The following is a 13,866-nucleotide window of genomic DNA, read 5'->3' as shown; positions in this document are numbered from 1 at the left end:
CTGTCGTTGTTCACGTTCCCCGCGCAGTGCGGGGAACGATAACCTTTACTGCGCGTGGCGTTTAAAGATCAATTCCTGCCTGGTCGCGCCATATTCCGCAAAGAAGTAACCTTCCAGATTGAAATCGTGCAGTTGCTCAACCTGCGTCAGCCGGTTTTTGATAATGAAACGGCTCATCAAACCGCGCGCCTTTTTGGCGTAGAAGCTGATCACTTTGAACGTGCCGTTTTTCTCATCCAGAAATACCGGTTTTATCAGCGTAGCGTTGAGCTTTTTGACATTGACGGATTTGAAGTATTCATCAGACGCCAGGTTGACAAGAATGTCATCCCCCTGTCCCTGTAATGCCTGATTGAGGTGCTGAGTGATGGTATCGCCCCAGAAGTGATAAAGATCTTTGCCAGCCTTGTTCTCCAGCCGCGTGCCCATTTCCAGACGATAGGGTTGCATCAGGTCCAGCGGGCGTAGTACGCCATACACCCCGGATAACATGTGCAGATGCTGCTGGGCAAAATCGAAATCCGCCTCGCTGAAATCTTCTGCGGCAAGCCCGGTATACACGTCGCCTTTGAAGGCTAACAGGGCCTGGCGCGCATTGTCGGGGGTGAAATGGGGCTGCCATTCGCTAAAACGTCCCGCGTTGAGATCCGCCAGTTTGTCACTGATGCCCATCAACGAGGCGATCTGTGCCGGTGTTAGCCGTTTACACTGGGCGATCAGTTCGCTGGCGTGGTCCAGCAACGCGGGCTGTGTGTAACGCTCGGTGGTTAACGGGCTGGTGTAATCCAGCGTTTTCGCTGGCGAAATGGTGATCAACATGGCATGGCTCCCCTGTTTTTGTTGCAAGTACTGTAGCAAAAAACACGGAAAAAAGGGGCGATGGCTGTAACAGGAAAAGGCTGTCTTGCACGGGGGGCGGTGCGTGTTATTATCGAAACATAAGCGATCAGTAAGAAACACAAGACGACGTTCATATACCCACAACGAGATATGCCAACATGACGGATAAACTGACTTCCTTACGCCAATTGACCACGGTCGTGGCTGATACCGGTGATATCGCCGCGATGAAGCTCTACAAACCGCAGGATGCTACCACCAACCCTTCCTTGATTCTGAACGCAGCGCAAATTCCTGAATACCGCTCTTTGATTGAAGACACGGTGAAATTGGCGCGTGAGCAGAGCAGCAAACGGGAACAGCAGCTTGTCGATGCCACGGACAAACTGGCCGTCAATATTGGTCTGGAAATCCTGAAACTGATCCCTGGACGTATCTCCACGGAAGTGGATGCTCGCCTCTCTTATGATACTGAAGCGAGCGTTGCCAAAGCCAAACATCTGATCAAGCTGGCTTCAACCTGGCAGGGCATCCGTGCCGCCGAGCAGTTGGAAAAAGAAGGCATCAACTGTAACCTGACACTGCTGTTCTCTTTTGCACAAGCGCGTGCCTGTGCGGAAGCGGGTGTCTTCCTGATCTCTCCGTTTGTGGGCCGTATTCTGGACTGGTACAAAGCCAACACGGATAAGAAAGAGTATGCACCTCAGGAAGATCCGGGCGTTATCTCCGTTACTGAAATCTACAAGTACTACAAAGCGCACGGTTATGAAACCGTGGTGATGGGGCCAGCTTCCGTAACAGCGGCGAAATTCTTGAGCTGGCTGGCTGCGATCGCCTGACCATTGCGCCTGCATTGCTGAAAGAATTGTCAGAATCCACCGGCGATGTGCCGCGCAAACTGGCTTAAAGCGGTGAGATCAAAGCGCGTCCGGCGAAAATGACTGAAGCCGAGTTCTACTGGCAGCACAATCAGGATCCGATGGCCGTTGATAAACTGGCAGACGGTATCCGCAAGTTTGCTATCGATCAGGGCAAGCTGGAAAAAATGATTGAAGATCTGCTGTAATCGACGCAGAAGGCCGGGTTTTCTCTGGGGGAGCCTTTCCCCCTTGTCATCCTCGGCGAAAGCCGGGGATTTCTATGAGAATAAAAGCGTTTCTTCTGCAAGAGATTCCCGCCTTCGCGGGAATGACGGTGAGAGTAGGTCAGTTTGTCAGTAACCTCAAAAGCCGGGTTTCCCCGGCCTTTTTGTTGTTGCCATTTGGTCCGGCTATAGCGCAACGCGGTTACGCTCACGTTTCGCCAGATAGAGTTTCTCATCGGCACGCTTCATCACCTGGGTAAGATCTTCCTGCGCGATGTGATATTCCACCAAACCGATACTGACGGAGAGCTTCATTTTCTGGCCCGAAGACGAGGCGCTGGTGGCGTTGCTCACGGCCACTCTGGCGCGTTCAGCGACCCAGTAAGCGTCATCCAGCGCGATATTGGGCAGAACGATGGCGAATTCATCGCCGCCCAAACGGCCGAAGATTTCCTCTTTGCGAAACGAGTTTTTCAGGATGGCGGCTACGGTTTTCAGCGCGTCATCGCCGCCGTCGTGGCCCAAGGTATCGTTCACATTTTTAAAATGATCGATATCGATCAGGATGACACAGGTGGGGCGCCGGGTCACATTGGCGATTTGCAGCACCTTGTTAGCTGCATGCTAAAAGGCATCGCGGCGCAGGTAGCCCGTCAAGTCGTCGTAGCGGGCGGTAGTGGGCAGCTCAATCAGGTATTTTTTGGCAAACAGAGAGCACGCTGCCCAGCATGGCAGCGAGTAACGCCATAAATGCGGCAATGAGTAGAGACAAGAACGATCTTACGGTCTTATAGAGCGTCGGTTCACTCAATACACCGGTGGTGCGGATGATAACGCCGTGCAGCTCGTCCAGCGGCGACATCAGCGGAAAAATGGTGGTGTAGGTTCCTTTGCTCGCATATTGTCCCATCGCGAGCAGCTTGTCTTTGCACAAGCGCAGGATGGTCATGTCATTGAAGGTTAAATCCAATTGTGACAAGTGGGTGATGCATTCCGACTGTGTGTCGCGCGTGTTGAAGCCCAGCGTTCTGACGCGCACCTGGGTAAAATCGCCGGTCAAAAAACGAATGTCACTGTCTTTGACTTCACCGCCGGTGTTATAAGATTGATAAATATTAATAATATTATCAAGGTTATGTCGCTGAGTATCCCACTCAGCCTGACGATCGTGATAGATGACGAACAGGGCTGCAGAAAAAACCACGGAACCAAAGAAGAAGAACGCAGATACCGGATGAGAGATGAGTTTGAGTAATTGATATTTCAGACCGGCCATGAACGTTTCCTTGGTACTCGCGCGTACAGCTGCCGTCAGCAATGCGCTAACATACTCAGTGTCGGCGCTAAGTGGCCGTGACTTTAAATATAAACGCAAACTTTTCCCTTTGGCGGCATAAAAACCCGCATATCTCACATTATTGCTGATAACCTAGTGCCTTAAACGATGTGCTGCTCTCATGCATGAAAAAGATTGTTAAAATCAGATTTTAACTGACAGAGATGTTGTTATGAATGAATTGCGAATTGGCCTGTTATCCATCTCCGACCGAGCCTCAAGCCGGATATATCAGGATAAAGGCATCCCTGCATACAGGAGTGGCTTGCTGCTGCGCTGACGACGCCCTTTGAGGTTGAATCCCGCCTGATTCCCGATGAGCAGCCGTTAATTGAACAGGCTTTGTGTGAGTTGGTAGATGAGCGTCAGTGTCATCTGGTGCTGACAACTGGCGGGATCGGCACGGCGCGATGTCACGCCGGATGCCACGCTGGCGGTGGCCGATCGAGAAATGCCGGGTTTCGGCGAGCAGATGCGCCATATCAGCTTGCGCTTTGTGCCTACGGCGATTTTATCGCGTCAGGTGGGGGTTATTCGTAAACAGGCATTAATCCTGAACCTGCCGAGTCAACCCAAATCCATCAAAGAGACGCTGGAAGGGTTGAAAGATGATGTGGGAAACTTGGTGGTACCAGGGATTTTTGCCAGTGTACCGTATTGTATACAGTTGCTGGAAGAACCTTATGTCGAAACCGATCCGCAAGTGGTAGCGGCATTTCGCCCAAAGATTGCGATCCGCGGCACAAAAATCTAAAATTGGGCCATTTCAAACATAAGCTACAGCTTCTCTGGAGTGTAAAAATTTATCCGTTATAGTAATCCTGGCTTTACACAAAGACGGAAAATTATTTTTCTCTCACTCTGGCCTTATTCGGTAACTTATGAACGGTGATAAAGCTCCATCACAATCATTTTCATCACAGCCCTTGCCACACAAACAGCGCCAACTGAACGGACAGGATTACAAAACGCTCTCCCTGGCGGCACTGGGTGGCGCGTTGGAGTTTTACGATTTCATCATTTTTGTATTTTTCGCTGCGGTGATTGGCGAGCTGTTCTTCCCGCCTAATATTCCTGAGTGGCTGCGCCAGTTGCAAACCTTCGGCATCTTTGCCTCAGGCTATCTGGCCCGCCCGTTGGGGGGCATCATCATGGCCCACTTTGGCGATCTGGTTGGACGTAAAAAGATGTTCAGCCTGAGCATCTTCCTGATGGCGGTGCCTACGCTCGCCATGGGGATGTTGCCGACCTATGAAAGTATGGGGATCGCTGCGCCGTTATTGCTGCTGTTGATGCCTATGTTACAAGGCGCTGTGATTGGTGGCGAAGTGCCGGGAGCCTGGGTGTTTGTCTCTGAGCACGTGCCGCGTTCCCGCATTGGGCTGGCGTGTGGCATTCTGACGGCGCGGCTGACGCTCGGTATTCTGCTCGGTTCTGCGATTGCGACACTGCTCAATAGCACATTAACGCCGCAGCAGATTGTCGGCGGCGGCTGGCGTATCCCGTTCTTCCTCGGCGGTATCTTTGGTTTCTTTGCCATGTATTTGCGTCGCTGGCTGCAAGAGACGCCGGTGTTTATGGAGATGCAGGCGCACAAACGTCTGGCGGACGAATTACCTCTTAAAGCGGTGGTGATGAAACATAAAACGGCGGTTGTGGTGTCGATGCTGCTGACCTGGCTGCTCTCAGCCTGCATCGTGGTGGTGATCCTGATGGCACCGACCTATTTGCAAAAAGCATACGGCATCCCCGCTTCGATGGCGTTGCAGGCCAACTGTCTGGCGACCATCACCCTGATGATTGGCTGTGTGACCGTCGGGATGATTGTCGATCGCATCTGAGCCGGTAAGACGTTTATTTTCGGCAGCATCCTGCTGGCAGCGGGCTGCGCTTTCTTCTATCTGGTGGCTGCGCGCGATCCTTCGTTGCTATTCTTAGGGTATGCGGTTGCGGGATTATGCGTTGGCGTAGTCGGTGCGGTGCCTTATGTGATGGTGCAAGCGTTCCCGCCAGAAGTGCGCTTCTCGGGCATCTCTTTCTCCTACAACGTCTCTTACGCGATTTTCGGTGGTCTGACACCGATAAGCGTCACATTGATATTGATGATGCAGATAACGCCTATAGCACCAGCCGTTTATGTGCTGGCGCTGTCTGGGCTTGGCTTGCTGTTGGGGCTTTATCTTTATCAGACACTGTCGCGCCGCCGCGTGGCGCTTATCGAGTCGGCGCAGAGCCTGTAGTGTTCCGTGCATGCTCTGTGGCAAGAAAACAAAAAAAGCCCAGCGCGTGCGCCAATCGGCAGTACCGTACGCCCAAACTGCGCGTTCAGCACTTCTGCCATTGCCAGATAAATGGCGCTGGCGCCGCAAATAATGCCTTCATAGCCCGCAATGGTCAGCAGGCCGTGGTTACCGGTGAAGTTACCGATAGCCAACAGGGCAAACAGCAGCGTCAGGCTGGCAAATACGAACTGCAACGCACGGTTGGCGCACGGCGTGCCGAAGAACATAAACAGGGTGAAAACGCCCCACAGGCCCAGAAATACCCCGAGAAATTATGCGTCACTGGCTTCTGCCAGGCCCATTTTCGGCAGCATCAGAATGCCGACCAGCGTCAGCCAGAATGCGCCATAAGAGGTGAATGCGGTCACGCCAAAGGTGTTGCCTTTCTTGTATTCCAACAGCCCTGCGATGATCTGGGCGATGCCGCCGTAGAAAATCCCCATGCTGAGAATAATAGAAGAAAGTGGGAAAAAGCCTGCGTTATGCAGGTTAAGAAGAATGGTGGTCATCCCGAAGCCCATCAGTCCTAACGGACCGGGATTCGCCAGCGAGTTCGTTTGCATAAATCCTCAGAATACAATAGTGGAGTTATGTAGCTTGCTCGATGCCGCGTTCTGTCGGTGTTTCCTGATCTCTGGCAAGCTGTCCTTGCTCGTCGTCCCGATAGACCCTGCTGTCTCACTGTGAACGCTATTTAACTGTGCAAGCAATGTCACAATCAAAGCGCTGTAACGGTAAAAACAACGCAACGGTGAAATTTTCAAAAAAAATTTTAATTGCGGCGCGGCATAATAGCGGGACGAATGCGCGGATACAACAAGGCGCAAGAGGAATAGTTTGATCATAAAGGGGATCGTCTGCATTTTTTTTCGCTCCACCCCTTGATGAGCAAATTGTTGTCCCCATCTTATTTCCAACCGAAACGGTTTGACCTCTTGTAACGGGAGGTGCTGGGAAGCAGGAGTTTGCCTGGAACATCAAAGAACGCCGTGTGGATGAGGAGACCTCGTGAGGGCAAAAATTGAATAATTGCACCTTGTTGAGTTGAAAATTCCCTTTTCGCCCGCATAGTAGGTTGAACGACCACACCGAATACGACTTTTTAGTGGAGATGTTTAGATGGGTAAGATTATTGGTATCGACCTGGGTACAACCAACTCTTGTGTAGCGATTATGGACGGTACGCAGGTTAAAGTACTGGAAAACAGCGAGGGCGATCGCACAACGCCTTCTATTATTGCTTATACGCAAGATGGTGAAATTCTGGTTGGCCAGCCCGCTAAACGTCAGGCTGTGACTAACCCGAAAAACACCCTGTTTGCTATCAAGCGTCTGATTGGCCGTCGCTTCAAAGATGAAGAAGTGCAGCGTGATACCAACATCATGCCGTACAACATCGTTGCAGCAGATAATGGCGACGCCTGGCTGGAAGTGAAAGATCAGAAAATGGCACCGCCGCAGATTTCTGCTGAAGTGCTGAAAAAAATGAAGAAAACGGCAGAAGACTACCTCGGTGAAACCATCACTGAAGCGGTTATCACCGTGCCGGCGTATTTTAACGATGCGCAACGTCAGGCCACCAAAGATGCAGGCCGCATCGCGGGTCTGGAAGTAAAACGTATCATTAACGAACCGACAGCGGCTGCGCTGGCCTACGGTCTTGATAAAGAAGTGGGCAACCGCACCATTGCGGTTTACGACCTGGGTGGTGGTACGTTTGATATCTCCATCATCGAAATCGATGAAGTTGACGGCGAAAAAACCTTTGAAGTACTGGCAACCAACGGTGATACCCACCTGGGTGGCGAAGACTTCGACAACCGTATGATCAACTATCTGGTTGACCAGTTTAAGAAAGAGCAAGGCTTTGACCTGCGCAACGATCCGTTGGCGATGCAGCGTCTGAAAGAAGCAGCAGAAAAAGCCAAAATTGAGCTGTCTTCTGCGCAACAGACCGATGTTAACCTGCCGTACATCACGGCGGATGCAACGGGTCCGAAACACCTGAACATCAAAGTGACTCGCGCCAAGTTGGAGTCGCTGGTAGAAGAGCTGGTGACCCGTTCACTGGAGCCTCTGAAAGTTGCATTGCAGGATGCCGGGCTGTCCGTTTCTGACGTGCAGGACGTGATTCTGGTGGGTGGTCAAACCCGTATGCAGCTGGTACAGAAGAAAGTGGCTGACTTCTTTGGCAAAGAACCGCGCAAAGACGTTAACCCGGATGAAGCTGTGGCAATCGGTGCAGCGGTGCAGGGCGGTGTGTTGGCCGGTGACGTTAAAGACGTGCTGCTGCTGGACGTTACCCCGCTGTCACTGGGTATCGAAACCATGGGTGGCGTAATGACGCCGCTGATTACCAAGAACACCACCATCCCGACCAAACACAGCCAGGTGTTCTCTACGGCGGAAGATAACCAGTCTGCAGTAACCATCCATGTGTTGCAAGGTGAACGTAAACGTGCGCACGACAACAAATCGCTGGGTCAGTTTAACCTGGATGGTATTCAGAACGCACCGCGCGGTATGCCGCAGATCGAAGTGACTTTTGACATCGACGCTGACGGTATCCTGCACGTTTCTGCCAAAGACAAAAACAGCGGCCGCGAGCAGAACATCACCATCAAAGCGTCTTCTGGCTTGAATGAAGATGAAATCCAGAAGATGGTGCGCGATGCAGAAGCGAATGCGGAAGCTGACCGTAAGTTTGAAGAGCTGGTACAGGCGCGTAATCAGGGCGATAACCTGTTGCACAGCACCCGTAAACAGCTGGAAGAGTCTGGCGACAAGCTGGCCGCTAACGATAAAACGGCGATTGAAGATGCCCTGAAAGCGCTGGAAAGCGTATTGAAAGGCGAAGATAAAGCGGAGATCGAAGCGAAGATCCAAACGTTGATCGAAGCGTCTGCCAAACTGCTGGAAGCATCACAACAGCAGGCACAAGCGGGCGCTGGCAATGCAGATGATGCAGCGCGTAAAGAAGACGACGTTGTAGACGCTGAATTCGAAGAAGTGAAAGACAAAAAATAATCGCCCTTAGGCGGGCGCAACAACGGTGATAAGCCGTTGCTGGCAAACCAGGCACGGGCGTCGAGGAAACTCTGCGCCCGTGCACGCATGTTGAGGGCAGGAAAAAACATGGCGAAGCAAGATTATTACGAAGCGCTAGGCGTTGCCAAAGACGCCGATGAGCGGGAGATAAAAAAGGCCTATAAGCGCCTGGCGATGAAGTTTCACCCGGACCGTAACCCCGGTGATAAAGAGGCTGAAGCAAAATTCAAAGAGATCAAAGAAGCCTATGAAATTCTAACGGATGCGCAGAAACGGGCGGCTTACGATCAATACGGCCACGCCGCGTTCGAACAAGGCGGTATGGGCGGTGGCGGGGCTGGCGGTTTCGGCGGCGCAGATTTTAGCGATATCTTTGGCGACGTATTCGGCGATATTTTCGGCGGTGGACGTCGTCAACGTGCCAGCCGCGGGGCCGATTTACGCTATAACATGGAGTTGACGCTGGAAGAAGCGGTTCGTGGCGTCGCCAAAGAGATCCGCATTCCGACGCTTGAAGAGTGTGACTCCTGTCATGGCAGTGGCGCAAAACCGGGCAGCTCGCCGGTAACCTGCCCAACCTGTCATGGCAATGGCCAGGTGCAGATGCGTCAAGGGTTCTTTACCGTTCAGCAAACCTGTCCGCACTGTCATGGTCGTGGCAAGATCATCAAAGATCCTTGCAACAAGTGTCATGGTCATGGTCGCGTTGAAACCAGCAAAACGCTGTCGGTGAAAATCCCCGCGGGCGTGGACACGGGCGATCGTATCCGTTTGTCCGGTGAAGGTGAGGCCGGGGAGCACGGTGCACCTGCGGGCGATCTGTACGTTCAGGTTCAGGTAAAACAGCATCCTATCTTCCAGCGTGAAGAGAACAATCTCTATTGCGAAGTTCCCATCAACTTTGCGATGGCAGCCATGGGCGGTGAGATTGAAGTGCCGACACTGGATGGCCGCGTGAAATTGAAGGTGCCAGCGGAAACGCAAACCGGCAAATTGTTCCGCATGCGTGGCAAGGGCGTGAAATCGGTACGCGGCGGTGCGCAGGGAGATCTGCTGTGTCGCGTGGTGGTTGAAACGCCGGTTAATCTTAATGAGCGCCAGAAGCAACTGCTGAAAGAGCTGGAAGAGAGTTTCGGTGGACCTTCCGGAGAGAGAAACAGCCCTCGCTCTAAAAGCTTCTTTGATGGCGTGAAGAAGTTTTTCGATGACCTGACCCGCTAACGTTGTAGGTTCAGACAAAAAAACCGGTGATGTATCACCGGTTTTTTTATGCCCACCTTTTCCATCAATATGGCACTCATCGGTTAAATCTATATCCCCATGCTTGCTAATGAGTTATTTGAACCGATATTATTGGATTTTATAGGGAAATAATTAGGGATAAAATGAAACTGGGAAAGATCGTGTTATTTTCGGCATTAATAGCCTGCTATGCAAATGTTCAGGCTGCTGGATTTAACTGCTCGCTCGAAAACCTCAATGAAACCGAAAAAACAATATGCAGCACGCCTGCGCTGAGTTGCATCGACTCCATCGCGAATCGGCGTTACACGATTGCAATAGATAATAGCGTGGCTAAAGGTTCTCTGATGAGGGAGCAACGCGAATGGTTGGCACAAAGAAATGCGTGTGGCACTGATGTTGACTTTATAAAATCTGAATACCAGCAGCAGATTCGCTATCTTGAAATGGTTCATCAATTTTCTTCTGTCAAAAATTTGTTTGGCAAATGGCTAGATGAGCCGTTAAAGAAAGGTATGAAAACCGCGTCGGGATTCGCCATCGAGGAAGCGCTGTGGAAGATAAAAAGGCTGTTTCGTTTTCACGGTGAAATGCGGAAGTATGATGAAAATAATAATGGTTACTGGCGTCTGCTAACGCATCGGGTTATCAATGGTGATTTAGCCATATTTTTTGCGGTGGCGAATTCGACCAATGCCAAAATCTACATGTATACCGATTCGGTACCTCACAGCAATGATTTAAAACTGGTTACGCTCTATGATTACAAGATGAGCTCCGTATATACCCCGGTGGTGAACTATAATGTCACGGATGACAATATCCTTAGCTATTCCATTAGCTACGGTCGCGGTGATTACCACTATGAAAAGCAGTTTGAGATAGAAGTATCAGATAAAGGACTGTCGGCCCCCAAAGAAGTCCCCGCAACAACCGTCAGAGAATACGATGAGGAAGGTCGTGAGGCGTGGACGGGATATTGTGGTATTGAAACCTGTACCAGCCGAGCCGGTTCTCCCGATGGGAAATGGCGTATTGCGGCAACTGACAGCATTTACTATTTCCCGTCGGATCGCCCCGATCTCGGTGTTGATGTTTTCCTTCCTCAATTAGATCCAAATGATAATAAATCATCACAATGGGCTTACGATCGTCGCTATACTGGGGGGACAAAAATGCGTTCTATTTTGATAATGATGGCGGTGTTGCCTGTGTTTGAAAAACGGATATCGACAAGAAAACCACAACAAGAATATTGCCTGTTGAAGGTCTGGTGCACCCTTATTATATAAAATGCAAGGGTGAGAATTACATTGTTGCCAGACACCTATCTTATGAATGTGAATATGGGAACAGGGGCAGCGATGGTTATCTGGATGGGTTCTATATTGCTACCGAATAATAACGCTGTTTTTATTTTATACCCTAAATAATTCGCGTTGCAGGAAGGCGGCAAGCGAACGAATCCCAATGAGCTTACTTAGGTAAGTGATTCGGGTGAGAGAACGCAGCCAACGCATCTGTAACGTGAAGTATGACGGGTATATAGGCAATGGCGCGAGATGTCGCGCCATATGTATTTCTTGATGCAGTTTAGTGGTTTACGGTCTGTGCTTTAAGGGATGAAGCTTCAAGCCTCTTTTTAAGCTCATCCATGACTGAGTTATATTGTGGTGTTGTTTCGGGTTTAATGCTTTTCTTTTCACGGACCACCGGTGCTGAACTTACCGTATCCGTCTGGATGATTCTTGGCGGTACATACGATGCTGGTGGCATAGGGGGCGGCGGCGGTGGCATCCCCATTTTACCGGGTTTTACCGGTGCTGGAGGAATGAACGTGCTCAGCGTGACAGGCGCTGGTGCAGGTGTGGCAACGAGTAGCTTTTTAATCGGTGAAGGGTGACCCGCGGCTAAACGACTGTTCAGATCCTGTAGGAATTTACCGTGTTCGCTTGCGAAATTGTCTGAGAGTTTCCGCGCATAAATAACGTTGCGTTCACTGAGCGGCAGCTGTTTGGCGGGTGCGGTGGATAATGCTTTGGCTGAAGGCATAAACTTTATTGTATTGTTTGACGCTTTTTGGAGATCATGTTTTATAACGCCAACAAACGTATTTTTTGTCTATGATGGCGGTAAGGGGGGCATAAAATTTTTCATTAATGTGCTGATGTTCTTTGATATCGCTGCTCGCATAGGGGCTCCTGAGCGCTAGATGAATGTTGAAGGCTAAGAGGAATATTAATTAAGTGAGAGTTATGCCGCTTCAATAATCCGCTGAGCCAATAGCATCAATAAGAGACGAACCCTTCAAAACGCGTAGAAATCTTCGCCAGGCTGTTGTCGAAACGATCGGGAGAATATTTCATTAAATTTTGTAGTTTAGCTTTTAATGTCGGATCGTTATCACTATCAGAGGATGACAAGCTCTCAAGCTTGGGTTTTAAATGCTTTGATAGCGTATCTATTTCTGCCATTAGCTGGTGATGAGCATGTTTTGACAGTTGGTCTTTAATTTCCGGGTTCATCAACGCGCCGGGGTAGTGCTGAGTTACCGCATCTAACGTTGGTATGATATAGGGATTGGCGCCAGCTCCCGTCGGTGTGAAGGCTTTATCACTATGTGGGGTGGCCGGAAAGGCCTGCATCCTGTGCGGCGCTGCCTATGGTATTGCGAATGCCATCACAAAGTCCTTTATGGTAGGCAATTTGCGCAGCGGCTGAGAGAACGTTTCCATCATGGCGTGCGTGGCCTTTGGTTTTTAAGAGATGATTCAGTACGGCTTCGTGGCTAACGATTTCCAGCGCCGTGTGTGGATACGGCAGATGGCTTGCGCGTGCGTCAGCGGAACCCTGATGATGCTGTGTAATTTCTTGCGTCACGTCGTTAAGCGCTTTTAGCGATCCCGTGGCCAGACTGACACTGCGTCCTTTCTGATAGGCCGTGGCAACAGCGTCTTGCAGACTGTACTTAAACACACTGCGACCCGCAATATTGACTATCCCTTTTTGTAGCAAATTGACGATGTGGTGCATGCCAAACGCTTTCACTAACGGTTTGTTTTTTACTTGTTCCAACCTGTCCAACGCGCCTGTGATTTTCGTATTGGTGTGTTGCTGCGGCGAAGTGTGGGTACCAGAGAGCGCCTGTCTAATGGTTTGCTGCGTGTCAGCGGGAAGGGTGCTGAGCAGTTCGTTCTGAACAGGTTTGGCGCTGTGCTCCAGACGCTTTAAGAAGGTGTCCTTATGGTTGCTATAGATAGCGCAGAGGGCTGAGTCGATAGCCTGGCTGGCATAGTGGGTATCCGCCATGCCCTTTTCGACAATCCCAAACTCCGTTACGGCGTTATCGACAAGGGTTTTGGCTTTTGTAAGCGCTTCACGGCTGGTGGTGTTGGCTGCCAATGCGGTTGCCGTATGCTGAGTGGGCGGCCGACCTAGAATCGGTCCCGAGATGGCCTGTCGGGTCAATCGTTTTCCCGTGTCCGGTTTCCGTAAATGACTTTTATTGATCTGCTGCTCAGCTTCACGTGCGAGAGTAGCCATGATTTTTTGTCGAGCCGAATGGGCATGGGCTGGTTTTGCCGCGCGGGCCTGTTGCCCTTTATTCGGAGTTTGAGACGCAGCTGCGCCATGTTTTGACTGATTAAACATAGCCACCGCGCGCACATTGATACACCGCGTGAAGGGGTTGATGAACTGTACTAACGCGTTATTTTTGGGCTGCGGTATCACACCATCTGTGGCAGGTCTACCGCTCGGCACGCTGGCGAGTTGTGCTCTGTTGGCAAGCCCGTTCAAGGCGTTTAACCCAGAGGGTCTTTGTGATGTTATCGGTGCCGCTTGTTGAGTTTTTGGCTCCTGGTTTGTCACTATGATGGGGGAAGATTTTTTGGCTACTGGCGTTACCATAGAGAACCTCATGAATTCTGGATGCACGCCAGCATAAAGTAGCGCATTAAGCGGCACGATAAAATCTATGGTCACCCCCATTTTTGCAACACTGATTTTCGATTGATGTTGGGCTTGCTTAAATC

The 13,866-nt window shown here is 50.7% G+C and carries 9 protein-coding genes and 4 pseudogenes; 6 read left to right on the top strand and 7 right to left on the bottom strand.

Annotated features, from left to right (window positions below; translation table 11 throughout):
- Nucleotides 1-45 precede the first annotated feature (45 nt).
- Nucleotides 46-819, bottom strand: a complete 774-nt coding sequence (gene yaaA, locus CS369_RS16205) for a peroxide stress protein YaaA (protein WP_196907909.1) — start codon at nucleotides 817-819, stop codon at nucleotides 46-48.
- 179 nt (nucleotides 820-998) lie between these two features.
- Here yaaA and tal point away from each other — a divergent pair.
- Nucleotides 999-1,906, top strand: a pseudogene (gene tal / locus CS369_RS16200) (transaldolase).
- Nucleotides 1,907-2,110: 204 nt separating this feature from the next.
- On the opposite strand, the gene CS369_RS23925 reads toward tal, so the two are convergent.
- Together CS369_RS23925 and CS369_RS23920 are read right to left on the bottom strand one after the other, a co-directional pair.
- A complete protein-coding gene (locus CS369_RS23925; protein ID WP_244665058.1) occupies nucleotides 2,111-2,533 on the bottom strand; it encodes a GGDEF domain-containing protein in 423 nt (140 codons plus the stop codon).
- 76 nt (nucleotides 2,534-2,609) lie between these two features.
- Entirely contained in the window at nucleotides 2,610-3,200 is a 591-nt protein-coding gene (locus tag CS369_RS23920; RefSeq protein WP_244665057.1) for a hypothetical protein, read from the bottom strand.
- A 232-nt stretch (nucleotides 3,201-3,432) separates the two neighbouring features.
- Here CS369_RS23920 and mog point away from each other — a divergent pair.
- Both mog and CS369_RS16185 read left to right on the top strand, forming a co-directional pair.
- Nucleotides 3,433-4,014 (top strand): annotated as a pseudogene (gene mog / locus CS369_RS16190) (molybdopterin adenylyltransferase).
- A gap of 127 nt (nucleotides 4,015-4,141) precedes the next feature.
- A pseudogene (locus tag CS369_RS16185) lies at nucleotides 4,142-5,500 on the top strand (MFS transporter).
- Here CS369_RS16185 and satP read toward each other — a convergent pair.
- A pseudogene (gene satP / locus CS369_RS16180) lies at nucleotides 5,446-6,105 on the bottom strand (acetate uptake transporter). The pseudogenes CS369_RS16185 and satP sit on opposite strands and share 55 nt — an antisense overlap.
- Nucleotides 6,106-6,661: 556 nt before the next feature.
- Here satP and dnaK point away from each other — a divergent pair.
- The 3 genes from dnaK (at nucleotide 6,662) to CS369_RS16165 (ending at nucleotide 11,124) form a co-directional block, all read left to right on the top strand.
- Nucleotides 6,662-8,569, top strand: coding sequence for a molecular chaperone DnaK (gene dnaK, locus CS369_RS16175; protein ID WP_196907908.1), 1,908 nt, complete (start codon nucleotides 6,662-6,664; stop codon nucleotides 8,567-8,569).
- 108 nt (nucleotides 8,570-8,677) lie between these two features.
- Nucleotides 8,678-9,811 carry a molecular chaperone DnaJ gene (gene dnaJ, locus CS369_RS16170; RefSeq protein WP_196907907.1) on the top strand — a complete coding sequence of 378 codons (1,134 nt, stop codon included), beginning with the start codon at nucleotides 8,678-8,680 and terminating at the stop codon, nucleotides 9,809-9,811.
- A gap of 164 nt (nucleotides 9,812-9,975) precedes the next feature.
- Complete coding sequence (locus CS369_RS16165; RefSeq protein WP_196907906.1) at nucleotides 9,976-11,124, top strand: lysozyme inhibitor LprI family protein; 1,149 nt, start codon at nucleotides 9,976-9,978, stop codon at nucleotides 11,122-11,124.
- A 301-nt stretch (nucleotides 11,125-11,425) separates the two neighbouring features.
- Here the strand turns inward: CS369_RS16165 and CS369_RS16160 are convergent, their stop codons facing one another.
- From CS369_RS16160 to CS369_RS16150, 3 genes are all read right to left on the bottom strand, one after another.
- On the bottom strand, nucleotides 11,426-11,884 hold the full coding sequence (locus CS369_RS16160; protein WP_196907905.1) for a hypothetical protein: 459 nt from the start codon (nucleotides 11,882-11,884) through the stop codon (nucleotides 11,426-11,428).
- A gap of 236 nt (nucleotides 11,885-12,120) precedes the next feature.
- A complete protein-coding gene (locus CS369_RS16155; protein WP_196907904.1) occupies nucleotides 12,121-12,477 on the bottom strand; it encodes a hypothetical protein in 357 nt (118 codons plus the stop codon).
- Entirely contained in the window at nucleotides 12,449-13,375 is a 927-nt protein-coding gene (locus CS369_RS16150; RefSeq protein WP_196907903.1) for a hypothetical protein, read from the bottom strand. The genes CS369_RS16155 and CS369_RS16150 overlap by 29 nt, the downstream gene beginning before the upstream one ends.
- Between the last annotated feature and the right edge of the window lie 491 nt (nucleotides 13,376-13,866).

The sequence above is a fragment of the Candidatus Symbiopectobacterium sp. 'North America' genome (assembly GCF_015762685.1).
Taxonomy (GTDB): Bacteria; Pseudomonadota; Gammaproteobacteria; order Enterobacterales; family Enterobacteriaceae; genus Symbiopectobacterium.
This window is presented reverse-complemented; position numbering and strand designations above follow the sequence as displayed.

Excerpts from the sequence above, each read along its gene's own strand:
- CS369_RS16155 (WP_196907904.1), bottom strand. The coding sequence starts at position 12,477 with ATGCAGGCCTTTCCGGCCACCCCACATAGTGATAAAGCCTTCACACCG.
- CS369_RS16150 (WP_196907903.1), bottom strand. The coding sequence starts at position 13,375 with ATGGCTACTCTCGCACGTGAAGCTGAGCAGCAGATCAATAAAAGTCAT.
- dnaJ (WP_196907907.1), top strand. The coding sequence starts at position 8,678 with ATGGCGAAGCAAGATTATTACGAAGCGCTAGGCGTTGCCAAAGACGCC.
- CS369_RS23920 (WP_244665057.1), bottom strand. The coding sequence starts at position 3,200 with ATGGCCGGTCTGAAATATCAATTACTCAAACTCATCTCTCATCCGGTA.
- yaaA (WP_196907909.1), bottom strand. The coding sequence starts at position 819 with ATGTTGATCACCATTTCGCCAGCGAAAACGCTGGATTACACCAGCCCG.
- dnaK (WP_196907908.1), top strand. The coding sequence starts at position 6,662 with ATGGGTAAGATTATTGGTATCGACCTGGGTACAACCAACTCTTGTGTA.
- CS369_RS16165 (WP_196907906.1), top strand. The coding sequence starts at position 9,976 with ATGAAACTGGGAAAGATCGTGTTATTTTCGGCATTAATAGCCTGCTAT.
- CS369_RS16160 (WP_196907905.1), bottom strand. The coding sequence starts at position 11,884 with ATGCCTTCAGCCAAAGCATTATCCACCGCACCCGCCAAACAGCTGCCG.